Here is a 24,301-nt window from a genome sequence, read left to right as displayed (position 1 = left end):
CGTGCCCGGCGTGCCCGCGACAAGCGGGCGGGAGAAACATCACTCAGACGATCATGGACCGAACCAGCGCTGCTCCGCCGTGCGTGGGGGAGCGGACGTCCGGCCGATGCGCAACTCGGTCTCCAGCGTGATCACCTCGGGGGTGACCGCGGCCGAGCCCACCCGCCGGTTGGGGTCCAGCAGCAGCTTGCCCGCACACCGGCCCTTCTCCCGTACCGGCTGGCGCACCGTGGTCAGATCCGCCCGCTCGCCCTCCGGCACCCCGTCGAAACCGGTGATGGTCAGGTCCGCGGGCACCTGCAACCGGCGTCGCTGTGCCTCCTTCAACGCGCCCAGCGCCAGGATGTCCGACGTGCACACCAGCGCGGTGACGTGCGGGTGCGCGTCGAGCAGCTGGCGGGCGGCCGAAGCGCCGTCTTCGATGGTGTGCTCGAAGCGCTCCACGACCGGCACCGTGGACCAGTCCACACCGACCGCCTCGAACGCCTCGGCGAGCGCGGCCAGCCGGGCGCGCTGCACGTGGTAGCTCGCCTTCTCCTGCCGTTCCCGGGACACGAAGCCGTTGCGGCGCTCCCGGGACAGCCGCATGCACAGCACGCCGATGTCCCGGTGGCCGAGTTCGATGAGGTGGTCGGCCAGCGAGGCCATCGCCGCCTTGTCGTCCGGACCCACCCGGTCCACGTCCGCCACCACCGGCTGGTCGATGATCACCGTCGGGACGGGGCGTTGCAGCACCGCTTCCAAGTGCGGATCGTCGTCCGGCACCGAGTAGACGACGAAACCGTCCACCCCCGCCCGGTGCACCGCGTCGATGTTGTCCTTTCCGGGGCTGGCGGGCACCAGCTGCACGCCGACCCCGGCGTCCTCGCACGCCAGCGCGAGCCCTTCCAGCACCCCGAGCGCCGCCGGGTCGCGGAAGGCGTACGACAGCGCCTCGGTGAGCAGCAGGCCGACCGCCCCGGCCTTACGCGTGCGGAGCGAGCGGGCCACCGGGTCGGGCCCCGGGTAGCCCAGTTTCCGTGCGGTTTCCAGGACGCGGCGCCGCAGCTCCGGGGACAACTGGTCCGGGCGGTTGTAGGCGTTGGACACCGTTGTCCTGGACACGCCGAGTTCGGCGGCAAGCGAGGCCAGTGTGGCCTGCCGCCGGGTGCGCATCGGACGACCCATGTTCGGAACGTTAACGGTTCAGTAGCCTCGGCGGGAACCCGAGCCGGGAAATGATCACGGAACGTCGCACAGCCCGGCCGAGGCGACGGCTGTGCGTCACCACCTGGGCCGTGCTCGCCGCGCCCGCGCCGTCCGCACACTGTCCGTGTGCGGCCACGACACTCCGCTCGCCAGTGGCGCTGTTGCGCCAGGCCGAAGACCCGTCTACGGCCGGACCGTGTCACTCGTTTGCGGTACGCTATTGATAACGGATTCCATTTTCTACTAGTGATCACGAACGGAGAACCGGATGAGCCTGCGCCGCCTTGTGCCGACCGTCGTGGCCAGCGCCGTCGCCGTGGTCGCCGCGGGGTGCGGAGGCAGCGCGGCCGGAGATGCCGACGGCAAGCTCTCGGTCGCCACCTCCACCAGTGCATGGGCCGGCGTCGTGCGTGCGGTCGCCGGTGATTCGGTCACTGTCTCGGCAGTGATCGACGACCCGGTCGCCGATCCGCACTCCTACGAGTCGACCGCGGAGGACGCCCTGACGTTCACCAAGGCCGACCTGGTGGTGATCAACGGCGGCGGTTACGACGCGTTCGCCGAGAAGCTGGCCGAGCAGGCGCCCGATGTCCCGGTCATCGACGCGTTCGCCGTGTCCGGCCGCGGCTCCGAGGAGGAGCACGACCACGACCACGGCGACGACCATGCCGAGGACCACGACGGACACGCGCACGAGCACGGCGCGGTGAACGAGCACGTCTGGTTCGACCTGGACACGGTCGAAGCGGTCGCTGACGAGGTGGTCGCACACCTCGGCGCGCTGGCGCCCGAGCGGAAGGCGGAGTTCGAGGCCAACGGTAAGAAGTTCGCGCAAGGCCTGGCCAAGCTGCGCCAGGAGCTGACCGCGCTGCGCAAAGCCGCGGCGGGGCAGCGGGTGATCGCAACCGAGCCCGTGGCGTTCTACCTGCTGGACGCCGCCGGGCTGCACGACGTCACGCCGAAGGCGTTCAGCAGTGCGATCGAGGGCGATTCCGACGTGCCGGTGGCGGCCCAGGCCGAAGTGACCCGCCTGGTGGAGCGCGGCGAAGTGACCGCCGTGGTGCACAACCCGCAGACCGAGACCGAGGTGACCCAGCAGCTGGTGGCGACGGCCGAGCGGTCGGGCACGCCGGTGGTCGAGATCAGTGAGACGCTGCCGGAGGGAGAGAGCGACTACCTGCGCTGGCTGGCAGCGGAGATCGAGGAACTCAAGACGGCGGTGGCCAGACCATGACGACACGACCAGCGGTACGGCTCGTGGACGCGGGCCTGAGTTTTCCCGGGCGCACCCTGTGGTCCGGGCTGACCATGTCGGTGCAGCCGGGGGAGTTCGTCGCGGTGCTCGGGCCCAACGGGTCGGGCAAGTCCAGCCTGCTCAAGGTGCTGCTGGGGCGGCTGCGGCTGTCCACGGGCGCGGCCGAGGTCGCCGGTGGCCCGGATGCGGTCGGCTACGTGCCCCAGCAGGGGGCGGTGGAAACCGGGGCGGCGACCGGAATACGCGGGGTCGACCTGGTCGGCCTGGGGCTGGACGGCCAGCGCTGGGGCCTCGGCCTGCGCGGCATGCGCCGACGGCGGCAGCGGGTGGCCGAGGCGGTGGCGGCGGTCGGTGCGGAGCAGTTCGCCGGCAAGCCGTTCAACCAGCTGTCCGGGGGCGAGCAGCAGCGCCTGCGGGTGGCGCAGGCGCTGGTGGGGGAGCCCGCGGTGCTGCTGTGTGACGAGCCGCTGCTGTCGCTGGACGTGGCCCAGCAGCAGGCGATCAGCGAGCTGATCGACCGCAGGCGGCGGGAAGCCGGCACCACCGTGCTGTTCGTCACGCACGAGATCAACCCGATCCTGTCGTACGTGGACAAGGTGCTCTATCTGGTGGACGGGCGGTTCCGGGTCGGTCCCCCGCGCGAGGTGATGACCTCGGCGGTGCTGTCGGAGCTGTACCGGGCGCCGGTGCGGGTGGTCGAGCTGGACGGCCAGCTTCATGTGGCGGGCGCGCACAGCGCGGTGTGCGAGGACGAGCCGCATCACGTGCAGCAACGGGTGGCGGGCTGATGGACAAGTTCGGTGACGTCGGGCTGACCCTCGACTTGCTTGCACTGCCGTTCGTGCAGTCGGCACTGCTGGCGGCGGCGATTCTCGGTGTGGTGGCGGGCGTGATCGGCCCGCTGATCGTGCGGCGCCAGATGGCGTTCGCGGTGCACGGTACGGCCGAGCTGGGGTTCACCGGCGCGGCCGCGGCGCTGCTGCTCGGCGTCGGCGTCGAGTACGGCGCGGTGGCCGGCGCCGTGATCGCTGCGCTGGCGCTCGGCCTGCTGGGCACCAAGGCCGACGAGCGCGATTCGGTCATCGGCGTGGTGCTGTCGTTCGGCCTCGGCCTGGGCGTGCTGCTGCTGTGGTTCTACGAGGGGCGGGCGTCCAGCAAGCTCGGCTTGCTGTTCGGCCAGGTCATCACGGTGGATTCGACCAACCTGGCGGTGTATGCCTGCTCTGCGGTGCTCGTCCTCGGCGTGCTTGCGGTGATCTACCGCCCGTTGCTGTTCGCTTCCGTCGACCCGGTGGTGGCGGCGGCGCGCGGAGTTCCGGTGCGCGTGCTGACGCCGCTGTTCGCCGTCCTGATCGGTATCACGACGGCGCTGGGGGTGCAGACCGTCGGGGTGCTGCTGGTGCTGGCGCTGCTGGTGACGCCTGCCGCCGCTGCCTGTCGCGTGACGTCGAGCCCGCTGCTGGCCACCGTGCTGTCGGTGGTGTTCGCCGAGGTGGCCGTGCTCGGCGGCATCGTCCTGTCGCTCGCGCCGGGGGCGCCGATCAGCGCGTTCGTCACGACCCTGTCGTTCGTGATCTACCTGGTGTGCCGGGCGATTGCGGCGGCCCGCGGCCGGGTCAGCGGACGGGTTGCTCAGCCAGTTTCGGTGCCAGCCGGTCGATGAAGCCGTCGTAGAGGAACCCGGCGGTTCCCGCCGCGAGCGCCCGCTCCACGATCTCCACCACGACGATCTCCGACCGCACGAACGCCTCGATGGTCGCGTCCAGGTCGTCGTTCGCCGTCGAGTAGCTGAGCATCGTCACGTCGGAGAAACCCGCGGTGAGGTAGCCGGAGGCCGCCTTGGTGAACGAGTCGCCGAACACCAGCGTCGGCTCGGAGATCGACCCGGGCACCGGCGGGAGCTGCCTGCGCACCGGGCGGTCGATGTCCAGCGCGAGCAGGGTGGTGCGGTTGGTCTGCCCGTCCGGCATCACCGCGTAGCGGACGGAGGTCTTCGTCCCGGACCGGCCGATCATCTTCGGCAGGTCGGCCGACGACGAGTACATGCCACCCGGCACCACCTGCCAGTTCTGCGTCAAGCCCGGCTGCAGGTTCTCCACCAGCGTCATGGTCATCGCCACCGAGCCTTCGTCGGTCCAGTGGGTGTCGTTGGGGTAGTAGACCGGACGGCCGACGTTCTGCTCGGCTTTCTCCAGCAACGGGCGTATGTCGACGGCCTTGGCCTCGTCGATCAGCTTGGGCCACAGCGTGCGGGTGAACCTCTCGGCGCACTCCTTGCCCGCGTAGCGCTCCGGCAGGTGCTCGGGCACCATCGTCGTCTTGTCCGGCGCGACGATCAGCACGAACCTCCGCCCGGAGTCCTCCACCGCCTTGCGCAGCTTGTTCAGCGCCGCGATGGTGCGGCCGAGCGGCTTGCGCGGATGGCACTTGCCGCGCACGTCGTCGCCCAGGTACAGCCAGCCGTCGTCGCCCTCGATCACCCGGCGGAAGCCGGCCGCGACCTCGGGGGACTCGTCGTTCTGCGGCCCCGACGGCGTGGTCCCGGGCAGCGGACCGGTCTGGTGTTGCTCGGTGCCGAACGGGGGTGGTTCGCCGAAGATGCCGCGGCTGATGCCGTCCGCCGCGTCGATCGCCGCGCCCCGGAAGACGAGCTGGTCGATCGCCCACTGCGGCAGCTTGGTGAACATGCCCCAGCCGTCGCTGATGCTGGGGAACTCGGTCAGCTTGCGGTTCTCGATCTCGGCGGGCCGCATGCCGAACACCCACAGCGCGGTGGGGGTGAGGAAGAAGACCACCGCGGATATCAGCGCGACCAGCTGGCGGCCGCCGTGCCGAGGGCGGTGCAGCGCGTGCTCTCGTGGCAGCCACGCCTCATGGACCGGAGGGAGCCGAGACGAGTCCGTCACCACGGCCATCACCGTACCGGGCGAGGCCGCACCGGGTAGCCCGAACGGTGCCATCAGGTGAGGGGAAGCATCATCTGGATGGCCCCGACGGCCGCGCCCGCCACCGCGACGATCACCGTCAGCGCCCACCGCGCCGACTGCAGCGCCGGGCGGGCGAGCAGCTCGAATTCGGCGTCGGTCAGTTCGGCCAGCCCGTAGGACACCCTCCGCTGCACGGCCATGGCCTCGCCGAGGTACCGGTGCGCCGGGCGCGCGGTGTAGGGCAGGTTCTCCAGCGCCCGCGCGGCCGCGGTGCGCTTCATGGCAGGCAGCTGATCCGTGCCGATGGTGGCCGAGACCAGGGTGCGCAGCGCCCGCACCTGCTCGTCGACCAGCTCGTCGACGATGTCCTCGAGCACGGCGCGGGCCTGCCTGCGTTCGACGCCGTTGGCCAGGGCGTCCAGCAGCACCGCCGGGGTCAGCACCTCCTCCGCGACGAGCCCGGCGTAGATCTTGGTGATGGCGGCGCGACGGCGATGGAACGGCCCCCGCAGGAGAAGGCGGCCGACGGTGTGCGGCCGGCGCGGCCGGAAGATCCACTCAGCGGCCACCCAGCACGCCGAAACCGCGACCGCGGCCCCGAACACCGGAAGCAGCAATTTCCAGGGCACCACGGCCAGCACAGCGGCCTCGACGACCCCGGCGAGCAGACCGGCCCCGAGTGCGACCACCGAGCTGCGGCGCAGGTCGGCGATGGTCATCGCGCGGATCAGCCTGCTCATCCGGTCCGGGTCCGACAGCCGCCGCAGCACGATGTCGCGGATGTCGACGACCCAGTCGGAGTGACCGCGGAGCCGGTCGACGAGCTCGCGCACGATCCACGGCGCCGCCGCCTGCAGCCGCTTGACGACCATGTCCTGCACGAACAGCGGCAGGGCTTCCCACACCGTCGGGTGGTGCTTGGCCAGCGTCTCGTGCGCCACCGTGTCGATGGTGCGCAGCAGCGGCTGCTCGACCTCGGCGAACAACCGCTGCGGGTCGACGTCGGCGAACAGTTGCTGCGTGGTCAGCATCCGGCCGGTGAGCAGGTCGGCGTTGACGGCGGCGAGTTTGCCCGCGGACCGGGGGACGGCGCCGTACCAGCCCAGCGGTCCCACCCCGAGGAACTTCCGTGGCTTGAACAGCAGCACCACGATCAGTGCCCGGGTGGCCAGGCCCACCGCGGCCGCCGTCAGCGGGATGCTCAGCAGGACCGCCCAGTGCACGGCTGAACCCTAGCCGATGACGGCCGCGGTTCGCGGACGCCGGACCGGGTCGGTCAGCGTGCGGCTTGGTCGGGTGGCGTGGCCGCGGGACCACCGGAGTGCAGCGTGCGGCCGCAGGACGCGTCAGTGCAGCATCAGCAGCACTTGCATCTCGCCGACGATGCCGCCGATGACCGCGCCGACGGCGATCAGCTTCCACTCGTCCTGCCGGAACGCCGGGCGCAGCAGCTGCTCGAACTCCAGCCGGTTCAGCTGCCGCATCCGCTCCACGACCGTGTTGCGCACGTCCAGCGCCCCGGTGGCGTAGTCCTCGGCGTGGCGGACCGTCTGGGGCACCCGCTGCACGGTCTTCTCCGCCACCGACGCCTTCATCTGCTGGAACCGGGTCGACCCGACCGCGGCGACCACGAACGGCTTGATCACCCCGGCCTGCTCGTCGATGGTCCGCTGCACTTCCCGCTGGACGATCTGGAACAGCCGGTCCGACTTCGGTCCGGTGAGCACCGCCTCGACGATGTTGGGGATGGTGATGATCTCCTTGGCGATCATGTCGCCGTAGTCGGCGGCCACCTGGTCGCGGCGCTTCTGGAACACGCCCTGCCAGGTGAACACCCCGAAGAACTTCCTCGGCTCCCTGGGCAGGAACACCATCTTCAGCGCCAGCCAGTCGGTGATCCAGCCGATGAAGAAGCCGAACAGCGGCATCACCAGCGGTTCGTGGGTCAGCGTCCACACCGCCAGCTGCACGATGCCCAGCCCGAACCCGAAGAAGATGCCGGACCGGGCGATGAACCGCATCTCCGGCCGGGAGATGTCCCGGATCAGCCGGACCAGCAGCTCCTTGTCCCGCACCAGGTTCGTCACGACCATGTGCTTGAGGTCGAAGACGTCCTCGATGTTGTCGGCGAACTGCTTCATGATCGAGGCGATCGCCCGGGGCGCCTGCGCGCGCACGCGGGAGAGCAGCAGTTCGCGCACCGCCGGGGGCAGCCGCTCCCACAACTGGGGCTGGTACTCCTCCATCACCTCGCGGGTGATCTCGTCGACCGCCTGCAACAGCGGTTGTTCGACTTCCTTGGCGATCTGCTCGGGATCCAGCCGGGAGAAGATCTCCTTGGGATCGACCAGGTTGCGGGTGAGGGTGTCGGTGGCGATGCTCGCCATCCGCTCGGCGTTGGCCGGCAGCACTCCCTGCCAGCCGAGCAGCGGCGGGATCCCGACGAACTCCAGCGGCCGGAACATCATCTCGATGGCCACCCGCTTGGTGACGTAGCCGATCAGCGCCGCGATGAACGGGATCGAGACGTACAGCGGCCAGCGGTCGGACACGTCGGCGACGATGGTGTTCCAGTCGACCATCGCCGCCCCCTCCGGTTGCTTGCCGTCCTGCCCGTGCCCGACGCCCGGCATGCGCTCCCCGACGCTGTGACGGTAGCTGAGCGAAGGCGGATCCATGGCCGCGACCACGGGTGACACCCGGTCGGATGGCGTACCCGGCGGCCACTACGGGCGGTGCGGAGACACGGTCCGCAAGATTACTCCGTTTGGAGGTATGAGCTCGAGCCCGGTGACTCATTATGGTGGCCGACGATTGCCTGACACGACATTGGCGTAGAGCAGCAAGGCTTCGAGCTGTTGGCTTTTGTCAGCCAGCTGCTCGCGAGCATGGCCCAAGCGTTCGCGCAGGTTGCAGATACGTCTCTGCTGCACACCGATGACCGCACCCAGTCCGGTGACGAGTACGGGCACATCCCAAGCGATGCTCATGGCCAGCGTCCCCCGAACTACGCGTCGAAGTCAGCCCCCGGATCTCTCCTCCGTGGAGAGGCCGGGGGCTTCCTACTTAGGTGTCAGGCAGTGTCGTCTGAGTCAATGATCGTCATGGCCCGTCGGTCGACGTAGTCGATGACCGCGGCGCCGAGCTTGGTCAGGTACCGGCCGTAGCGGTGTAACACCTGGGGCGGCGGGAGCGGGCCTGTCTTCAGATGTCCCTCGAGCGCTACAAGCGTCGACACCAGCCCAGGGTTGGTCAGAGAGACGTCGTAGAACAGCTGCCCGTCGTGGGGCACCGAGATGTTCGGCTCGAACAGGCCCTTCGCCACGTAGGGATACCCCGCTCTCTCGTCCAGCACGATTTGTCGTCTCACGCTCTCCACCCCGCTCGATGTCGGCCTCGTCCGCCCGCACCTCGTCGTCACTGATGTAGATCGCGTGCTCCGGATAGGCGTCAGTGACGACGATCTGCGCCCCCGTAGGTGTCGGCAGGCAAGGGCCGGAGTTCCAAGTCATGGGGCAATTCTGGGATCAACCAACTACGCTGTGACACCGGACACGTACTGACAGCAGCCGCACGGCTCGTTCGGCGGTTGTGTGCGAGCAGTGTGAGAGTCAAGCTCCCCAAGGTGTGGGTGGTATGATCGAGCTTTTTGCCGGAGAGCTGAGGCGCGCCAGAGAACAAGCACAGATGACCCGGGAGCAGCTGGCCCAGCGGTCGGCATTCTCAATCAGCTTGATCGAGAAGGTCGAGACCGGGCAACGCCTGCCGAGCGAGCAGTTCGCTGAGGCGATGGATGCGGTGCTCGAGACGGGCGGGTTGCTCAGCCGTATCCGGCAGTTCGCGATGACCCAGAAGGCAACGCCGGAGTGGCTGCGGTCATGGCTGGACGTCGAGCAGCAAGCCGAGCGCATCCTGTGCTTCGAGCTGTCCTTCGTGCCCGGGCTGCTCCAAACCGAAGAGTATGCCCGCGAGCTGCTGCACGGTGACGAAGCCAAGCTGGCCGCACGGATGGAGCGACAGTCAGTGCTCGAGCGTGGGACCTCCTACGTGGCCCTGATCGACGAGCGATCTCTGCGGTACCCCGTCGGCGATCCGTCGATCATGGCCAAGCAGCTCGAGCACCTGATCACCGCTACCGAGCGCTTCGTCATCCAGGTCATTCCGTTTGGCTGCGACACGTACCTACACCTCGATGGGTCGTTCTCCCTGGCTACAGTGAACGGGCGCGAATATGTCTACATCGACTCCGCGGTACAGGGCGTGCTCTTCGACAATGCCGAGCTGATTCACCAGACCAAGGAGCGATGGGACCGGATCCGAGCCGAAGCGCTGTCGAGGAAGCAGTCGATCGCACTGATGCGGGAGGTAGCGGAAGAATGGAACAGCAAAGCCTGAGGTGGAGGAAGTCGACCAAGTCGAACACCCACGGCGCGTGTGTCGAAGTCGCCTTCGAAGGTGACAGAGTCTACGTGCGTGACTCCAAGGACCGGCAGGGCCCGGTGCTCCGGTTCACGCAGAAAGAGTGGGACGCTTTCCTGGACGGCGCGCGCAAGGGCGAGTTCGACCTCTGACAAGGCATCCGGTTCACCGGCGACGCACACAACCTCGACCCCGGCCTCTCCCGCCCCGGAGAGCTGGGGTCCTTTTTTTGTGCGCCAGCTCAGTTCGTGAACACCTCAAACCCTGACTCGATGACCAGGTCGCCTCGTACGTCTTCTCGATCTCGCCGAACTCATCGGCCCGATCCGGGCAGAAGTGCCCGACAATGACCTGCCCGCGAGCGAGTGTCCCGGCGAGCTCCAGGAAGTCATCATGTGGTCGACGAACACTTCATGACTGGCAACGCAGATCGCTCGCGCAAGGTTTCCATGTCACCCCATTTGGTGTACTGTCCCGGCGTGTATCCGGAGGCGTGCATGTCAGCGCGGAACTGCGTGATGCCGACCTCATGCTCGTCGTCGCTGGAGCAGCCAGTCAGAGTCCGACCAGCACTGCCATGACCGCAAACCATCTTCACCGGGGCCTCCAGTCCTGTTCACCCTGGTGATCGAGGTCGTGGTAGGCACGGTTGCAGGTGTGTACCGGAGTAGAACATTGCCAAACCCCGATCCATCCCCCGTATCCACGAAGAAACCCGTGTTCGGCACCGCGTATCGCGGATACAACAAGGCCGAGGTCGACCAGCAGATCGATCGGCTGATGAGCGAGCTGGCGCAGACGGCCAAGCAGCGTGACGAGGCCGTGGCGTCGGTCGCCGAGCTCACCAGGTCGCTGGCCTATACGCAGAAGGAGCTCGACGAAGCCAAGGCGGCCCTGGCCCGCCTGGCCGAGGACCCGACCGGTCCGGCGGCGATGTCCGAGCGCATCAAGTCGATGATGCAGCTCGCCGAGGAGGAGATCGCCGAGCACAAGGCCAAGGCGGAGCAGGACGCCGCGGCCACGCGCGAAGCCGCCGACGCCTACGCGGAGAAGACCCGCAAGAAGGCGGAGGAGGTCGCCGAGCAGCTGGCCGCCGAGGCCAAGGCGGAGCGGGAACGCCTCGACGCGGAGGCCGCCGAGCGGCGCGCCAAGGCCGAGCAGGAGTCCGCCGAGAGGATCGCGGCGGCCCAGCAGCAGTCGGCCGAGGAGATCGCTGCCAAGAAGGCCGCCGCGGACAAGGAGATCGCCGAGCTGACCGCCGACGCCAAGGCGCGCGCAGAGGCGATGATCGCCGACGCCGAGGCCCGGCTGGCGGACGCCACCAGGCAGCAGAAGGCCGCGGTGGAGTTCCGCAAGACGGTCGCCGAGCGGCTGTCGGCCACGCACGCCGCGTTGCAGGAGGCCATCGAGAAGCTCGGTGAGATGCCGGAGTTCGACGGCGGCCCGAACGGGCAGGCCACCGGCTCCGCGAGCGACAAGGCCGCAAGCAACGGCTCGGCGTCGAAGGTCAAGCAGCCTGCCTGACGCGATCCGGTCGGCAGATGGACGGCCCGGTGCCCGCGCGGCACCGGGCCGTCATGGTGTGTGCGCGGAACGCCTCCGCGGTGCAGGCGCCGGTAGCGCTGCGCCGGCACGTGCCCGCCACCAAGGCTCGGCGGTGCGGCCGAGGGACATCGGGCTGTTCGGCTTCGAGGCCAAGGGGCGGTCGTCCGTACGGCCCGGCCGTTCGCCGTGCGGACACCGGCGGGAAGTCCGGTGCCCAGCGCGGCGACATGCAGGTGCGCACCCTGTCGCTCCCGAAGTACCGGAACGGTCCGTCGGGGGCCGGAACGGGACACGCCCCTGGTCGCGGGGGCCAGTCGGATGGGGGTGCGCTTCGGCTCGCGCGGAGTCATCCGCGACGGCTTTGGCATGTGGGCGGCGGCCCGGGTGTGCTTCGGCTTGCGCGGAGCTACCGGGACGCCCCTACCACTCGCGAAGCGGGTGGAACGGGATGCGCTTGTCCCACGGCACCCAGCTTCTCGCCAGCTCCGGGGTGATCATGTGGCCGATCGCGCTGGCCACACACAGGCCGTCCAGCTTCTCTTCGTTCAGCACCAGGCGCACGACGAGGTCACCGACCTGCTTGCCGATACCCAGCGCGTGCAAATCCCACGTGCCGTGATGCACACCTTCGGCCACGAGCCGCACGGCGTTCGGCGTCCCGTTCCGCGACACCGTCTTCACTTCACCGAGGCGCCCGGTCTCCCGGAGCGCGTCGATCGCGCCCAGCGCCGTCTCGTCGTTGTACGGGATCAGGCCGTCGAGGTGGGAGAAGTCGGCGAGCAGGTTCTTGGTCTTCTCGTAGCCACCGGAGCGGACGTCCAGCGTGTTCCGGTACCGCTCGTCCATCGGGTCGTTGACCAGGTCGAGTCCGTACACCTGCAATCCGTGCACGAAGCCGAGCACGAGCTCGGTGTCGTCGGCGGTGCCCGGTCCGCCGTCGATGCCGACCTTCGCGCCGGCCGGCAACAGGCTCGCCAGGTACTCGGCCATGTAGACGCCGTGGTTGAAGTTCGGGTACACCAGCGACGCGTCCACTGGGAAGCGAGGACGCTCGACGGCGACGACGGACACCCCCTGCCTGCGTGCCTCGGCCACCGCTTCGGCAGGCTCGTCGACGTCGATCGAGTAGAACACGATCGCCCGCACGCCGGCGGCGACCGCCTCCTCGATCAGGGTGTTGGTCCGCTGCAGCCAGTCGTCGTCACGGAAGTCGGCGTAGCCGACACGCAGTTCCAGCCCGGCCTCGGCGAGCGTGTGGTCGATCGCGTGGGTCATCGCGTCGATCGACGGGTTCTCACCGTACTTGAGTGGGCAGATGTAGAGAACGCGCATGAGTATTCCTTCACGGCGCGAGCGTGCCGGACAGGGCGCACGACGGGAAATGCGTGCTGCGCGCCGCGATCGCCTGCTCCACTCCGTGCCGAGGCAGCAGCCGGGGGAACGGGCGACCGGCGCCTGCCGCGCAGCTTGCCTGTCTCCGGGGCCTTTTCGGACTCCTCGTCGATGGCCGGCGGCGCGTGGCGCTCCCCGGCTGCGGTGGGTGGTTCGCCAACGGTGGATGCCTCCGGCCGATCAAGCGCGCCGAGCGACGGCGCGGCACGAACCGGCGAGCCGGCCGGTGAGGCCGTGATCGAGCGGCAGTGCCGCCCCTGGGGTGGGCCAGGCGGTGCCGGAGCGGCGCCTCGTGGACGAGCTCTTCCCACTGCTGCGATCGACGGCCCGGTCGGCTGTGCGGGCGGGGCTCGTCGCTCTCCGGTATCCGACCTGCGGCGGTCGCGCATCGAAGCCGCCATCGGCGTTCGCCGGGAGCTGCGTTCCCCGCGGCATGGTCACCGAGGCGAGGAAGGGGGCTGTGCCGGTGCAGCTGCTACAACGGGGTGGCGAGGGCAACGACCGAGGTGCGCCGGGACCTGTTCGTGCGCTCGGCCCCGTGACAAGTCGTTGCACGCCACCGGGGGCGGTACCAAGGCGACCGCTGCACCGGGGAAGCCATCGGAGTCGTTGCACGCCGGCGTGGGCGGTACACCGGTGTCACCGGCCGCCGTCGCCGGGCTGGCCGGGTCCCAGGGCCTCGGTGCCCAGCCGGATCAGGTCGAGGTCGGCGACTCCGACGAGGTAGTGGCTGGGCCTTGACCCGTCCTCGCGGGCGCGATCAGCCGCGGCCCTCAGAACTGGTAGTACAAGAACGGGCTGAACGTGCCGGTGGCGACCAGGATCGCGGCGTAGAGCAGCCCGCAGGTCATCACGCCCACCCGCAGCACGCTCGCCGGGGTGGAGCGGGAGGACTCCAGCAGCGGGCCGGTGACCGGGTGCGCGGGCAGGAAGAAGATGCTCGCCGCCGCCAGCAGGATGACCAGCCGCTGGTTGGTCAGTGCCTCGTCCACCACGTCGGTCACGCCGCTGAAGTCGGGCAGCAGCATGTGGCCGATCATGGTCAGCGCCGAGCCCAGGTCCGCCGAGTTGAACAGCACCCAGCCGAAGATCACCAGCACGATGGTCAGCGCCCGTCGCCATGCCCTGGCCACCGGGTTGGCCGGGGCCGTGGTGAGGCCGAAGCTGCGCTCGATGATCAGCAGCGCGCCGTGCCAGATGCCCCACAGCAGGAACGTCCACGCCGCGCCGTGCCAGAAGCCGGTCAGCACGAACACGATGCACAGGTTGCGATAGGTCTTGCGCGCTCCGGCCCGGTTGCCGCCCAGCGGGATGTAGACGTAGTCGCGGAACCAGCGGGACAGCGACATGTGCCAGCGGCGCCAGAACTCCGTGACGGTGACCGACGCGTACGGGCGGGCGAAGTTCTCCGGCAGCCGGAAGCCGAGCATCCGGCCGAGGCCGATGGCCATGTCCGAGTAGCCGGAGAAGTCGAAGAACAGCTGCAGCGTGTAGGTGATCGCGCCCAGCCAGGCGATCGCGAACGTCATCTCGTCCGCCGGGGTGCGGAAGCAGGCGGTGGCCAGCGGGGCCAGGGAGTCGGCGACGATCGCCTTCTTGCACAGCCCGAGCGCGAACCGCGGGAAGCCGGCCGCGATGTCGTCGAGCCGGTGCAGGCGGCGCTGCGGCAGCTGGTCGGCGATCTCCTTGAACCGCACGATCGGACCCGCGACGAGCTGCGGGAACATCGAGATGTACGTGGCGAACGAGACCGGGTTGCGCAGCGCTTTGCGTTCGCCGCGGTAGATGTCCACCACGTAGGAGATGTGGTGGAACGTGTAGAAGGAGATGCCGATCGGCAGCACCAGCTCCACCACCGGGAAATGGCCGCCGAGCAGCTCGGCGATCGCGTCGATCTGTTCGGTGGCGAACCCGGCGTACTTCCACACCGCCAGCACGGCCGCGTCGAAGCACACCACCGCGATGAGGACGGCTCGCCGGTGCGGTCGCGGCCTGCCGAACTCGTCCGGCTCCAGCAGCGGGCCTGCCAGGAAATTGACCACCATGCAGGCCAGCAGCAGCAGTGTGGTCGCGCCTGCCCCGGTGGCGTAGAAGATCAGGCTGGCGATGGCGATGATGCCGTTGCGCCACGCCCGCGGCAGCACCAGCACGGCGAGCAGCACCGCGGGCATGAAGTACCACAGGAACAGTGGTGACGCGAACGACATCCTCTCGATCCCCCTGCGAGCGGCGGAAGCAGTCAGACACTACCGAAGCCGAGCCGGGAACCGGCACGGATCGGGTAACGTCCCTGTGCACATGACTAAGACGCAGCTCACGGCGGTGATCAACGATCCGCGCATTGCGGACGAACGGCACGTGAACGCTTATCGGGTGTCGGGCCTGTTGCTGGTGCTCTACGGCTTCGTGCCGATCGGCTGGACGACGTACGCCTTCCTGAGCCGTGACGCACCACTCGGCGAGTTCCTGCGCAGCGTCGTCTGGCCGGTGAAGACCGAGCTGGTCTTGGCCATGACGCCCTACGAGTGGGCGTTCGCCGTCTCACTCATCGTGGTGGGCGCGTGCGCACTGGCGCGCAGGCGGGCGGCCCGCGGTGGTGCGGCGGCACTTGCCGTGGGCATGCTCGTGGTCTCGGTCCGGGAGGCCGTCGGGGCGTTCGACCCGGACTACCGCGCGGGCTTCGTCGAACAGGACGAGGGGCCGTGGCTGATCGTCACCAGGGTGTCCGGTCTGGTGATCGGCGTGGTGGTGCTGCTGCTCATGGCGCGTGCCCGGGACGATCGCAACCCGCGGGTGCGCAACGTGACCTACCCGATCGCCGGTGTCGTGATCGCGGCCGCGGGGGCGCTGCAGATCGCCGGGCTGCTGGTGACGCCGGGCGGGGACGCGTTCGTGCGCCGAGCCCTGGACCCGGTAGGTCACTCGCCTGCGAGCATGACCGCGAGCGTGCCGCTGTATCAGCTGTTCCTCATCGTCGCGATGGTGGTGATCGGCCTGCTCGCGGTGACTCAGCTGCGGATCGCGCGGGGAGCCGCGCTGGCGATCGTGCCCGTCGCCGGCTACGTCGCCTACTTCTTCCTCACCCCGCAGCTGCCGTACCTGAATCTCGAGCTGCTCCTGGATCACACGGCGTTCGCGCTGACCTATGCCGGGCTGGCGGCCAGCGTCCTCGCTGCCGTCGTCGTCGCCGTGCTGTTCGCGCGCCGCGATCCGGACGAGCCCGTCGCCCCGTCGGATGCGGCACCTGCCACGGCGTCGGCGGACGACGACGGTCAGGAAGGCATCGGCACCACCGCCGAGGCCAGATGATCCGCCCTTGGCCCGGGCGGGGAAACCGGACGGATCATGCCGTGTCACGGCTGGCATGACCGGACAGGGGCCCACCGGCCTGAGATCGCCGACCGGCGGCGCACCAGCGGTCGCAACGCGGGCCGGTGCCGTGACCTCGGGCGATCGTCCAGGTCGGTCAGATCCGGCCGCGTTCACGCCGTCGCCGGGCGATGTCGGCGAGCAGCACTCCCGCGGCCACCGAAGCGTTGAGGGATTCCACGCCCGCGGCCATGGGGATGGAGACCGTCATGTCGCAGGTTTCCCGCACCAGCCGGGACAGCCCGCGGCCCTCGGAGCCGAGCACCACGACCAGCGGGTCGGCCGCCAGCGGCAGGTCGTCGATCATCGTGTCGCCGTCGGCGTCCAGCCCGACGATCATCAGTCCCTTGGCCGCGTAGTCGCGCAGCTGCCGGGTCAGGTTCGTGGCCATGGCGATCGGCAGTCTGGCTGCGGTGCCCGCGCTGGTCCGCCAGGCCACGGCGGTCATGCCCGCGCTGCGCCTGCTGGGCAGCAGCACGCCGTGGGCCCCGAAAGCCGCCGCAGAGCGCACCACGGCGCCGAGATTGCGCGGGTCGGTGACTCCGTCCAGCGCGACCAGCAGCGGCGGTTCCGCCGAGTCCGCCGCCGCGACAAGCAGGTCGTCCGGGTCGGCGTAGTCGAACGGGGGAACCTGCAGGCCCAGGCCCTGGTGCACCGCGTTCTGCGTCTTGCGGTCCAGCTCGGTGCGCGGGACTTCGAGGATGGTGACACCGCGGTCCGCGGCGATGCGGACGGCTTCGGTCACCCGGTCGTCCGCTTCGACCCCGAGCGCCACGTACAGCACGTCGGCAGGCACGTCTGCGCGAAGTGCCTCGACCACCGGATTGCGGCCGGCGATGATCTCCGGGCCGGACGTGCGATGGTCCCGCGCCTTCTCCGCACGCGCCTTCCTGGCTGCCCGGCGTTGGGCGGGATGACCTGGCCGCAGCTCGGCCTTCGGCGTCGGCCCCTTGCCGCGCAGGCCCTTGCTGCGCTGGCCGCCGGAGCCGACGACTGCGCCCTTCTTGGTGCCCGGTTTGCGGACGGCGCCGCGGCGCCGAGAGTTACCTGCCATCCGCCACCGTCCACTGGGGACCGTCGGGGGTGTCCTTGACCAGGATGCCCGCCTGGAGCAGCCGATCGCGCAGCCGGTCGGCGGTGGCGTAGTCCTTCACCGCGCGGGCCCGTGCACGATCCTCCAGGACGGCCTCGACCAGCGCGGCGAGCGCCTGGCGAGCCTTGTCGTCGGCGCCGGTGCCGGCCCACAGCTCGGACAGCGGGTCGATGCCGAGCACGCCCGTCATGCCGCGTACCGCAGCGGCCGCCTGCCTGGCCTTGTCGTCGTCACCGGCGTCGAGCGCCGCGTTGCCCTCACGTACCACGTTGTGGATGACCGCGAAGGCCTTCGGCGTGGCCAGGTCGTCGTTCATGGCGTCGACGAACTCTCGCGGCAGCTCGCCGGGTGTGACCTCGCCGCGGGCCGCCGTGCGGCGCAGGAACTCCTCGATCCGGCGGTATCCCTGGGCTGCTTCGTGCAGCGCTTCGTCGGAGTACTCGATCAACGACCGGTAGTGCGGCTGGATGAGGTAGTAGCGCAGCTCCGCCGCGCGTACCTTGCGCAGCATCGCCGGGATGGACACCACGTTGCCCAGCGACTTGGACATCTTCTCGCCGGCCATGCCCACCAGGCCGTTGTGCATCCACAGCCGGGCGAACGGGTCACCGGCCGCGCGCGACTGGGCCAGCTCGTTCTCGTGGTGCGGGAACACCAGGTCCAAGCCGCCGCCGTGGATGTCGAACTCCGCGCCCAGGTAGGTGGAGGCCATCACCGAGCACTCCAGGTGCCAGCCGGGGCGTCCGGCGCCCCACGGGGTCGGCCAGGACGGCTCGCCGGGCTTGGCGCACTTCCACAGCGTGAAGTCGCGGTGGTCGCGCTTGCCGGCGGCGGCCGATTCGCCCTGCTGCACTTCCTCCAGCTGCTGCCCGGACAGCGAGCCGTAGGCGTCGAAGGAGCGGACGTCGAAGTACACGTCGCCCTCGGCGGCGTAGGCGTGGCCCTTGTCGATCAAGCGCTGCATCAGCTCGATCATCTGGGTCACGTGCCCGGTCGCGCGCGGGGAGATCGCCGCGGGACGGCAGCCCAGCGCGGCGTAGGCGGACTCGAACTCACGCTCGTAGCGGGCCGAGTGCTCCCACCACGGGCGGCCTTCCGCGGCGGCCTTGACCAGGATCTTGTCGTCGATGTCGGTGACGTTGCGGACCAGCGTCACGTGCAGGCCGTTGTGCTCGAGCCACCGGGCCAGCACGTCGTAGTTCAATGCGCTGCGGACGTGTCCGATGTGCGGGGGGCCTTGCGGGGTCGGCCCACAGACGTAGATGGACGCCGCCCCGGGTCGCACGGGCGTGAACTCCCGCACACTGCGGGATGCGGTGTCGTACAGCTGAAGGGCCACTCAGGAATGGTACGGGTCCAGCCATCGGCGACCGGCACGGCGTCCCTGGCTGCGAGACGCCACCCGCCGTGGCCGGACCCGGTCGGGGGAGCGGCAGGCAGCTAGTGCAGGCCGTGCTCGGCCAGCGCGTCCCGCAACGCCGTGGGCCGCTCCGCCGGGCGGGTGGCGGGCACCAGGCTGAACTTCATGCCCAGCGCCAGTGCGCCGCCGTCAGCTCGCCTGCTGTCGCCGACCATCAGCGCTTCCTCGGCATCGACCCCGATGGCCTTGAGCGCGATCTCGAAGATGCGCCGGTCCGGCTTGACCACACCGTGCTCGTAGCTGAGCACGTATTCCGTCACGTACTGGTCGATGCCTGCGGCGGTGAACGCCGGGCGGATGTCGAAGGCGATGTTGCTGACCACCGCGATCGGAACGTCCTGCGCAGCCAGCGCCGCGAACACCTCCGGCACGTCCGGGAACGGTCGCCAGCTCGCCGTGTCGATCATGCGTTCGTAGAGCACCGTGGCGTGCTCGCCGGCGGTGAGGCCGGTCCGCCGGATCGCTTCCACGAACGCCTTGCGGTGCAGGACGGGGTCGAGGTCGCGGTTCTGCCAGGCGTGGGCGAACTCCTCCTCGTCCGAGGCGAAGTGCGTGGTCGGTGCGATCACCGCGCGCACCAGCTCGCCGAACCCCTCCGGGGTCAGCTCGTTGCCGTCGGCGTCGGTCACCCCGGCCAGATCGTCGAACCTGGGTTCCGCACTGAACAGCGTCCCGGCGAAATCGAACAACACCCCTCGGATGGTCACGCCGGACACGCTACCGATTCCAGCGCGGAAGCCAAGCCGGACCGCTCACGCGGAAGCCGAGCCGGACCGCTCACTCGGCGGGCAACAGCAGGGCGGTGGCGATGGCTGCGATGCCTTCCCCGCGGCCGGTGAGGCCGAGCCCGTCGGTGGTCGTGCCGGAGACGCTGACCGGCCCTCCCGCCGCCTGCGACAGGGCCTGCTGGGCTTCCTCGCGGCGCGGGCCGATCTTGGGTGCGTTGCCGATGACCTGCACCGCGGCGTTGCCCAGCCGCCACCCGGCGGCCTCCACGCGGTCACGTGCTTCGGCGAGCAGCCGCAGTCCGGAGGCTCCGGCGTACTCGGGCCGGCCGGTGCCGAACAGTGCGCCGAGGTCGCCGAGGCCTGCGGCGGACAACATGGCGTCGATCAGGGCGTGGGTGGCGACGTCACCGTCGGAATGCCCGGCGCAGCCGTCCACACCCTCCCAGCGAATGCCGGCGATCCAGCATTCCCGGCCGGCTTCGACGGGGTGCACGTCGACACCCTGGCCGATGCGTGGGGTCATGGCTGCTCCACCAGAAGGCGTTCGGCGATCATCAGGTCGAAGGGGGTGGTGATCTTCATGGCGTGCGGGTGACCGGGCACGGTGGTGACTTTCGCGCCGTGGTGCTCGGCGAGGGACGCGTCGTCGGTGATCGGGCCGTCCGGCCTGCCCGCATAGGCGCGCCGCAACAGCGGCTCGGCGAAGCCCTGCGGTGTCTGCACGGCGCGCAGCGAGCTGCGATCGGGTGTGCCGATCACCACGCCATTCGCGTCGACCTGCTTGACGGTGTCCGCCAAGGGGAGAACCGGCACCACCGCTTCCGCGCCGCTGGAAAGCGCTTCGACCACCGCACGGGGTACCTCGGGAGGGGTGAAGGCCCGCGCGGCGTCGTGCACCAGCACGGCGTCGAACGCGCCGTCGGCTACCGACGACAGCGCCGCGCGCACGGACTCGGTGCGGTCCACGCCGCCGGGAACGACGCTGCACCGCGCACCGAACTCCACCAGGCAGGAGGTGAACTCGTCGAGCTGTTCCGGGGGCGCGGCGACGACCACCGCGTCCACGACTCCGGAGTCGAACAGCCCGCGCGTCGCCCTGGTGACCAGGGGTACCCCGGCCACCGGAACCAGAGCCTTGGGAACGCGCGCGCCGAGGCGTTCACCCCGCCCAGCGGCGGGAACCAGCGCGACGACTGTCAGCCGGTCGTCAGGACCGGGCAACGGGGAAACTAACTGTCGATGCCTGCGCCGACCGGTTTGGCATCGGACGTCTCGTCGGCCGTGGCGAGGACTTCGTCCAGCAGCCCCTCGGCCTTCTCCTCGTCCGTGCCCTCAGCGAGGGCGAGTTCGCTGACCAGAATCTGCCGTGCCTTGGCCAGCATGCGCTTCTCGCCGGCGGACAAGCCACGGTCCTTCTCGCGTCGCCAAAGATCGCGCACCACTTCGGCCACCTTGTTGACGTCGCCGGAGGCGAGCTTCTCCAGGTTGGCCTTGTACCGACGAGACCAGTTGGTGGGCTCTTCGGTGTGGGGAGCGCGCAGCACGTCGAAAACGCGATTGAGCCCGTCCTGGCCGACGACGTCACGCACGCCGACGATCTCGGCGTTGTCGGCGGGGACGCGCACCGTCAGGTCGCCCTGGGCGACCTTGAGCACGAGGTACTGCTTCTCCTCGCCTTTGATGACGCGGGTCTCGATCGCTTCGATGAGTGCTGCACCGTGGTGCGGGTAGACGACGGTCTCTCCGACCTTGAAAGCCATGTGTCCTCTGCCCCTTTCGCTTTGTCCATGTTAGCACGCGCAAGGGTCCCCCCGACACCGGCCCGTGTCCGTCATCGCAGGTCAAGGCCATAATCGGTGCGGCAGCGGGGGTTGACAAACGCGGCGTCGGCATGCTCACGCAGGTGACGAGCGGGGCATCCGGCGCACTGTTCGAAGTGTCCACTGTGGACGGTGTGGCGAAGACGGCAGCGGGCCGCGTACCGGTGTTTCGGCCGACCGGATAGTCTTGCCAGCGCAGGCTTGCGGGACACGAAAGGATTCCGGTATGCCCAGCAGTTCCGGTAGGCGCGGGGTGAAGCTCGGCTTCGCCACGGTCGCTCTCGCCGCCGCGTTGGCAGGCACGGCCGGTTGCGGCGCGGGTCAGATCACGCAGACCGACACCCAGCTGCCCGCGGTCAACGGCGACATTGCGGAAGCGGGCGCGGTGCGAGTGAACAACGCGGTGCTGGCCTACCCGGAGCCGGGCTACTGGGCGGAGGGCTCCGACGTTCCGCTGCGCATGGCCATCGCCAACACCGCCCCGCGGGGCGACGAGCTGGAGCAGGTCAGCAGCCCGGTCAGCGCCAGCGTCAAGGTCGAGGGCGACACCGTCATCCCGTCGCAGCGCGCGCTGTACGTGGGCATGGAGGCCCCGAAGCCGGCAGGCGAAGCGGACGCGGCGGCCGATGCCGGTGACGTCGGCACCGCGACCGTGACGCTGGAGAAGATCAACAAGAACCTGTTCCCCGGCATGGTGGTCGAGGTGACGCTGACCTTCCGGGAGGCAGGGCCGGTCAAGCTGCGGGTGCCGATCGCCGCTCCGGACGGGGCGCGCACCGAGGAAGCCGCCGCAGCCGGGCACTGACAAGCGCGCAGCACCCCACGGCCGAGCCTGGTGCTTTGTCGGCGCGTGCCGCGCGGCGAGTACGGCGTGATCCTTCTGCGCGGTATGCCGTAGCGCTGATCGCTTGCGATCCGTCGTGGCGGCTGCGGCATCTGTCGTGGCGGCCGTGACGCCGGGCGATGCCGGCCGTTCGGCGTGCTGCTGATCGAGCCGTGGCATCCGGCGTGATCTTCGCCAGGATGTGGTGCGTGGCGTGCGGTGCCGCGAGGCAGCCCCGAAAATGTCGGTTCCGCCCGCTACGGTGCCAGGCGTGGGGAAGAAGAGCACCGGTTACCGCTGTACCGAGTGCGGCCTCGAGGTCGCGAAATGGGTCGGCCGCTGCCCGGAGTGTCAATCGTGGGGGACGGTCGAGGAGCGCGGCGTGCCGCACGCGGCTCTGGCCACGATCGCGGCGGGCGCGCCGTCGTCGCCTGCGCGGCCGATCGTGGAGGTCGACCTCGATGCCGCTCGGGCGCAGCCGACGGGTGTCGACGAGCTGGATCGCGTCCTTGGCGGCGGGTTGGTGCCGGGTGCGGTCGTGCTGCTGGCGGGCGAGCCGGGCGTCGGGAAGTCGACGCTCCTGCTCGAGGTGGCGCGCCGGTGGGCCGAGACGCGGGGGCCAGCGCTGTACGTGACGGGCGAGGAGTCCGCCGGGCAGGTTCGGCTGCGCGCCGAGCGCACGTCGGCGGTGCACGATGCACTGTTCGTGGCCGCGGAGAGCGACTTGTCCGCCGTGATCGGGCACGTCGACGCGGTGCAGCCGGGGGTGTTGATCGTCGACTCGGCGCAGACCATGGTGTCGCCGAAGGTGGAGGGCTCGCCCGGTGGTGTCACACAGGTCAAGGCGGTGGCCGCGGCGCTGGTCGCCCTGGCCAAGGAGCGCGCCCTGCCGGTGATCCTGGTCGGCCACGTCACCAAGGACGGCACGGTTGCAGGGCCGCGGGTACTCGAGCACCTGGTCGACGTGGTGTTGCATTTCGAAGGGGACAAGCACTCCACGCTGCGCATGGTGCGCGGGGTGAAGAACCGCTTCGGCCCGGCCGACGAGGTGGGCTGTTTCGAGCTGCGGGACGACGGCATCGTGGGTGTGGCCGACCCGTCCGGGTTGTTCCTCAACCGGCGGGGCGATCCGGTGGCGGGCACGGCCGTGACGGTGACGGTGGAGGGGAAGCGGCCGCTGCTCGCCGAGGTTCAGTCGTTGGTGACGACGTCGTCGCTGCCGACGCCGAGGCGGGCCGCGAGCGGGCTGGATTCGTCGCGCATCGGAATGATCCTGGCGGTGCTGGAGAAGCACGCCCGGATCCGTTTCGGGGAGCGGGACGTCTACGTCGCGACCGTCGGTGGCATGCGGTTGACCGAGCCTGCCGCGGATCTGGCCGTCGCGTTGGCCGTGGTGTCCTCGGTGAGCGAGACTCCGCTGCCGAGCGGGCTGGTGGCCGTCGGGGAGGTCGGGCTGGCCGGCGAGCTGCGCAGGGTCACCGGGGTGCAGCGGCGGTTGGCCGAGGCACAGCGGATGGGTTTCACGCACGCCCTTGTCCCGCCGGATTGCGGGCCGGTGCCCGCGGGGTTGGCCGTGCGGGAGGTCGCCGACCTGCCGAGCGCGCTGCAGCTTGCGTTGGAATGGCGACGGCCCGCTCGCCGGGCGGAGGGCCGGGTGGAGGCCGGCGGCTCCGGAGTGGCGGGGTCCGCCCCGGGGTAGGTGGCTTGGCGTGAGCGGTGGCCGTGGCTTGGGTGCCCCGGGTGGGTGGCCTTGGCGTGAGCGGCGGCTGCGGCTTGGGCGCCCGGGGGGTGGCGAGTCGTCGCGGAGCGGTTGGTGGCTGCAGCCCAGGCGGCCGATGGGTGCCGTCCCGGGCCGTGGCGCGATCGCCGAGTGACGGTCCGCCGCAGGCATGCTCGCGTTGCCGCGAACTGCCTGCCCCATCCGAGGCCCGGCGCCGTCGCTGCCTGAGCGGTCCGATGCCCGACATTGGCCCGCGCCGTATTGATCAGTTCGGTGACCAGCGCGTCGCCGATGCCCGGGCGTGCGGCGACCGATGCACCGCGACCGAGCGGTCTCCGCAAGGTCCTGGCACAACACGTGCAGCGCCTCGCGGCCGAGCAACCGGCCGCCGGAGGCCTGGCTCGGCGCGGGCTGAGGTGTTCGGCTGCACGCCGACCCAACTGCGCCCTCCGGAGCCGGGCGGCGCGGCAGCCGACCGTGGCCTGATGCTCGCAGATGCCGGAACAGCCGCCCGGGGCGCAGCAGGCGGTCACTGCCGTTCCACAGGTCCCAGCGCTGAGCGGGACCCAATGCTGGGCAGAACCCGGTGCTGAGCGGAACCC

At 70.0% G+C, this 24,301-nt stretch carries 23 protein-coding genes; 9 read left to right on the top strand and 14 right to left on the bottom strand.

The annotated features are described in order from the left end of the window. Positions 1 to 51 precede the first annotated feature (51 nt). Positions 52 to 1,167, bottom strand: coding sequence for a LacI family DNA-binding transcriptional regulator (locus tag CXP56_RS09890; RefSeq protein WP_028848583.1), 1,116 nt, complete (start codon positions 1,165 to 1,167; stop codon positions 52 to 54). A 289-nt stretch (positions 1,168 to 1,456) separates the two neighbouring features. On the opposite strand from CXP56_RS09890, the gene CXP56_RS09885 reads away from it, so the two are divergent. Genes CXP56_RS09885 through CXP56_RS09875 form a run of 3 tightly spaced genes read left to right on the top strand, consistent with a single transcriptional unit; the run spans position 1,457 to position 4,106 of the window. After that, a complete protein-coding gene (locus CXP56_RS09885) occupies positions 1,457 to 2,422 on the top strand; it encodes a metal ABC transporter solute-binding protein, Zn/Mn family (RefSeq protein WP_028848584.1) in 966 nt (321 codons plus the stop codon). After that, complete coding sequence (locus CXP56_RS09880) at positions 2,419 to 3,231, top strand: metal ABC transporter ATP-binding protein (protein WP_028848585.1); 813 nt, start codon at positions 2,419 to 2,421, stop codon at positions 3,229 to 3,231. Before CXP56_RS09885 ends, CXP56_RS09880 begins: the two co-directional genes overlap by 4 nt. Further along, complete coding sequence (locus CXP56_RS09875) at positions 3,231 to 4,106, top strand: metal ABC transporter permease (protein ID WP_028848586.1); 876 nt, start codon at positions 3,231 to 3,233, stop codon at positions 4,104 to 4,106. Before CXP56_RS09880 ends, CXP56_RS09875 begins: the two co-directional genes overlap by 1 nt. Here the strand turns inward: CXP56_RS09875 and CXP56_RS09870 are convergent. From CXP56_RS09870 to CXP56_RS09850, 5 genes are all read right to left on the bottom strand, one after another. Continuing rightward, positions 4,060 to 5,358: an alginate O-acetyltransferase AlgX-related protein gene (locus tag CXP56_RS09870; RefSeq protein ID WP_038045746.1), complete on the bottom strand. Its 1,299-nt coding sequence runs from the start codon at positions 5,356 to 5,358 to the stop codon at positions 4,060 to 4,062. The genes CXP56_RS09875 and CXP56_RS09870 overlap by 47 nt on opposite strands. A 44-nt stretch (positions 5,359 to 5,402) precedes the next feature. Continuing rightward, complete coding sequence (locus tag CXP56_RS09865) at positions 5,403 to 6,593, bottom strand: DUF445 domain-containing protein (RefSeq protein WP_286900876.1); 1,191 nt, start codon at positions 6,591 to 6,593, stop codon at positions 5,403 to 5,405. A 123-nt stretch (positions 6,594 to 6,716) separates the two neighbouring features. After that, positions 6,717 to 7,952 carry a DUF445 family protein gene (locus CXP56_RS09860; RefSeq protein ID WP_038045748.1) on the bottom strand — a complete coding sequence of 412 codons (1,236 nt, stop codon included), beginning with the start codon at positions 7,950 to 7,952 and terminating at the stop codon, positions 6,717 to 6,719. A gap of 216 nt (positions 7,953 to 8,168) precedes the next feature. After that, a complete protein-coding gene (locus CXP56_RS09855; RefSeq protein WP_286900874.1) occupies positions 8,169 to 8,360 on the bottom strand; it encodes a hypothetical protein in 192 nt (63 codons plus the stop codon). An 83-nt stretch (positions 8,361 to 8,443) separates the two neighbouring features. Then, a complete protein-coding gene (locus tag CXP56_RS09850; protein ID WP_286900873.1) occupies positions 8,444 to 8,740 on the bottom strand; it encodes a hypothetical protein in 297 nt (98 codons plus the stop codon). Between the two features lie 266 nt (positions 8,741 to 9,006). Between CXP56_RS09850 and CXP56_RS09845 the strand changes: the two genes are divergently transcribed. From CXP56_RS09845 to CXP56_RS09835, 3 genes are all read left to right on the top strand, one after another. Further along, the gene (locus CXP56_RS09845) at positions 9,007 to 9,765 is read left to right on the top strand and encodes a helix-turn-helix domain-containing protein (protein WP_286900872.1); all 759 of its coding nucleotides are present in this window, start codon (positions 9,007 to 9,009) and stop codon (positions 9,763 to 9,765) included. Then, positions 9,675 to 9,941 carry a DUF397 domain-containing protein gene (locus CXP56_RS09840; RefSeq protein WP_353744544.1) on the top strand — a complete coding sequence of 89 codons (267 nt, stop codon included), beginning with the start codon at positions 9,675 to 9,677 and terminating at the stop codon, positions 9,939 to 9,941. The genes CXP56_RS09845 and CXP56_RS09840 overlap by 91 nt, the downstream gene beginning before the upstream one ends. 565 nt (positions 9,942 to 10,506) lie before the next feature. Next, positions 10,507 to 11,313 carry a coiled-coil domain-containing protein gene (locus tag CXP56_RS09835; RefSeq protein ID WP_211227647.1) on the top strand — a complete coding sequence of 269 codons (807 nt, stop codon included), beginning with the start codon at positions 10,507 to 10,509 and terminating at the stop codon, positions 11,311 to 11,313. Between the two features lie 441 nt (positions 11,314 to 11,754). Here the strand turns inward: CXP56_RS09835 and CXP56_RS09830 are convergent, their stop codons facing one another. Continuing rightward, positions 11,755 to 12,666, bottom strand: coding sequence for a sugar ABC transporter substrate-binding protein (locus CXP56_RS09830; RefSeq protein WP_028848593.1), 912 nt, complete (start codon positions 12,664 to 12,666; stop codon positions 11,755 to 11,757). Positions 12,667 to 13,499: 833 nt separating this feature from the next. Next, entirely contained in the window at positions 13,500 to 14,933 is a 1,434-nt protein-coding gene (locus tag CXP56_RS09825; RefSeq protein WP_028848594.1) for an MBOAT family O-acyltransferase, read from the bottom strand. A gap of 91 nt (positions 14,934 to 15,024) precedes the next feature. On the opposite strand from CXP56_RS09825, the gene CXP56_RS09820 reads away from it, so the two are divergent. Continuing rightward, positions 15,025 to 16,035, top strand: coding sequence for a hypothetical protein (locus CXP56_RS09820; RefSeq protein WP_286900868.1), 1,011 nt, complete (start codon positions 15,025 to 15,027; stop codon positions 16,033 to 16,035). Positions 16,036 to 16,192: 157 nt separating this feature from the next. On the opposite strand, the gene rlmB is transcribed toward CXP56_RS09820, so the two are convergent. The 6 genes from rlmB to CXP56_RS09790 form a co-directional block, all read right to left on the bottom strand. After that, a complete protein-coding gene (rlmB, locus tag CXP56_RS09815; protein WP_028848596.1) occupies positions 16,193 to 17,149 on the bottom strand; it encodes a 23S rRNA (guanosine(2251)-2'-O)-methyltransferase RlmB in 957 nt (318 codons plus the stop codon). Continuing rightward, entirely contained in the window at positions 17,139 to 18,527 is a 1,389-nt protein-coding gene (gene cysS, locus CXP56_RS09810) for a cysteine--tRNA ligase (RefSeq protein WP_286900867.1), read from the bottom strand. The genes rlmB and cysS overlap by 11 nt, the downstream gene beginning before the upstream one ends. Before the next feature lie 101 nt (positions 18,528 to 18,628). After that, entirely contained in the window at positions 18,629 to 19,315 is a 687-nt protein-coding gene (locus CXP56_RS09805; protein WP_286900866.1) for an HAD family hydrolase, read from the bottom strand. A 70-nt stretch (positions 19,316 to 19,385) separates the two neighbouring features. Beyond that, positions 19,386 to 19,859 carry a 2-C-methyl-D-erythritol 2,4-cyclodiphosphate synthase gene (gene ispF, locus CXP56_RS09800; RefSeq protein WP_028848599.1) on the bottom strand — a complete coding sequence of 158 codons (474 nt, stop codon included), beginning with the start codon at positions 19,857 to 19,859 and terminating at the stop codon, positions 19,386 to 19,388. Further along, complete coding sequence (gene ispD, locus CXP56_RS09795) at positions 19,856 to 20,536, bottom strand: 2-C-methyl-D-erythritol 4-phosphate cytidylyltransferase (protein ID WP_028848600.1); 681 nt, start codon at positions 20,534 to 20,536, stop codon at positions 19,856 to 19,858. Before ispD ends, ispF begins: the two co-directional genes overlap by 4 nt. 29 nt (positions 20,537 to 20,565) lie before the next feature. After that, complete coding sequence (locus CXP56_RS09790) at positions 20,566 to 21,096, bottom strand: CarD family transcriptional regulator (protein WP_051310375.1); 531 nt, start codon at positions 21,094 to 21,096, stop codon at positions 20,566 to 20,568. 286 nt (positions 21,097 to 21,382) lie between these two features. Here CXP56_RS09790 and CXP56_RS09785 point away from each other — a divergent pair, with 286 nt between their 5' ends. Together CXP56_RS09785 and radA are read left to right on the top strand one after the other, a co-directional pair. Further along, positions 21,383 to 21,961 carry a copper chaperone PCu(A)C domain-containing protein gene (locus CXP56_RS09785; RefSeq protein WP_286900863.1) on the top strand — a complete coding sequence of 193 codons (579 nt, stop codon included), beginning with the start codon at positions 21,383 to 21,385 and terminating at the stop codon, positions 21,959 to 21,961. 289 nt (positions 21,962 to 22,250) lie between these two features. Beyond that, positions 22,251 to 23,678, top strand: coding sequence for a DNA repair protein RadA (radA, locus tag CXP56_RS09780; protein ID WP_051310376.1), 1,428 nt, complete (start codon positions 22,251 to 22,253; stop codon positions 23,676 to 23,678). Positions 23,679 to 24,301: the final 623 nt, after the last annotated feature.

Source organism: Thermocrispum sp. (assembly GCF_002919275.1).
In the GTDB taxonomy this organism is placed as follows: domain Bacteria; phylum Actinomycetota; class Actinomycetes; order Mycobacteriales; family Pseudonocardiaceae; genus Thermocrispum; species Thermocrispum agreste.
Note: the sequence above shows the minus strand (reverse complement) of the source record. Positions and strands in the feature narration are given on the sequence as shown.

Excerpts from the sequence above, each read along its gene's own strand:
- CXP56_RS09890 (WP_028848583.1), bottom strand. The coding sequence starts at position 1,167 with ATGGGTCGTCCGATGCGCACCCGGCGGCAGGCCACACTGGCCTCGCTT.
- CXP56_RS09885 (WP_028848584.1), top strand. The coding sequence starts at position 1,457 with ATGAGCCTGCGCCGCCTTGTGCCGACCGTCGTGGCCAGCGCCGTCGCC.
- CXP56_RS09880 (WP_028848585.1), top strand. The coding sequence starts at position 2,419 with ATGACGACACGACCAGCGGTACGGCTCGTGGACGCGGGCCTGAGTTTT.
- CXP56_RS09875 (WP_028848586.1), top strand. The coding sequence starts at position 3,231 with ATGGACAAGTTCGGTGACGTCGGGCTGACCCTCGACTTGCTTGCACTG.
- CXP56_RS09870 (WP_038045746.1), bottom strand. The coding sequence starts at position 5,358 with ATGGCCGTGGTGACGGACTCGTCTCGGCTCCCTCCGGTCCATGAGGCG.
- CXP56_RS09860 (WP_038045748.1), bottom strand. The coding sequence starts at position 7,952 with ATGGTCGACTGGAACACCATCGTCGCCGACGTGTCCGACCGCTGGCCG.
- CXP56_RS09855 (WP_286900874.1), bottom strand. The coding sequence starts at position 8,360 with ATGAGCATCGCTTGGGATGTGCCCGTACTCGTCACCGGACTGGGTGCG.
- CXP56_RS09845 (WP_286900872.1), top strand. The coding sequence starts at position 9,007 with ATGATCGAGCTTTTTGCCGGAGAGCTGAGGCGCGCCAGAGAACAAGCA.
- CXP56_RS09840 (WP_353744544.1), top strand. The coding sequence starts at position 9,675 with ATGGGACCGGATCCGAGCCGAAGCGCTGTCGAGGAAGCAGTCGATCGC.
- CXP56_RS09830 (WP_028848593.1), bottom strand. The coding sequence starts at position 12,666 with ATGCGCGTTCTCTACATCTGCCCACTCAAGTACGGTGAGAACCCGTCG.
- CXP56_RS09825 (WP_028848594.1), bottom strand. The coding sequence starts at position 14,933 with ATGTCGTTCGCGTCACCACTGTTCCTGTGGTACTTCATGCCCGCGGTG.
- CXP56_RS09820 (WP_286900868.1), top strand. The coding sequence starts at position 15,025 with ATGACTAAGACGCAGCTCACGGCGGTGATCAACGATCCGCGCATTGCG.
- rlmB (WP_028848596.1), bottom strand. The coding sequence starts at position 17,149 with ATGGCAGGTAACTCTCGGCGCCGCGGCGCCGTCCGCAAACCGGGCACC.
- ispF (WP_028848599.1), bottom strand. The coding sequence starts at position 19,859 with ATGACCCCACGCATCGGCCAGGGTGTCGACGTGCACCCCGTCGAAGCC.
- CXP56_RS09790 (WP_051310375.1), bottom strand. The coding sequence starts at position 21,096 with ATGGCTTTCAAGGTCGGAGAGACCGTCGTCTACCCGCACCACGGTGCA.
- CXP56_RS09785 (WP_286900863.1), top strand. The coding sequence starts at position 21,383 with ATGCCCAGCAGTTCCGGTAGGCGCGGGGTGAAGCTCGGCTTCGCCACG.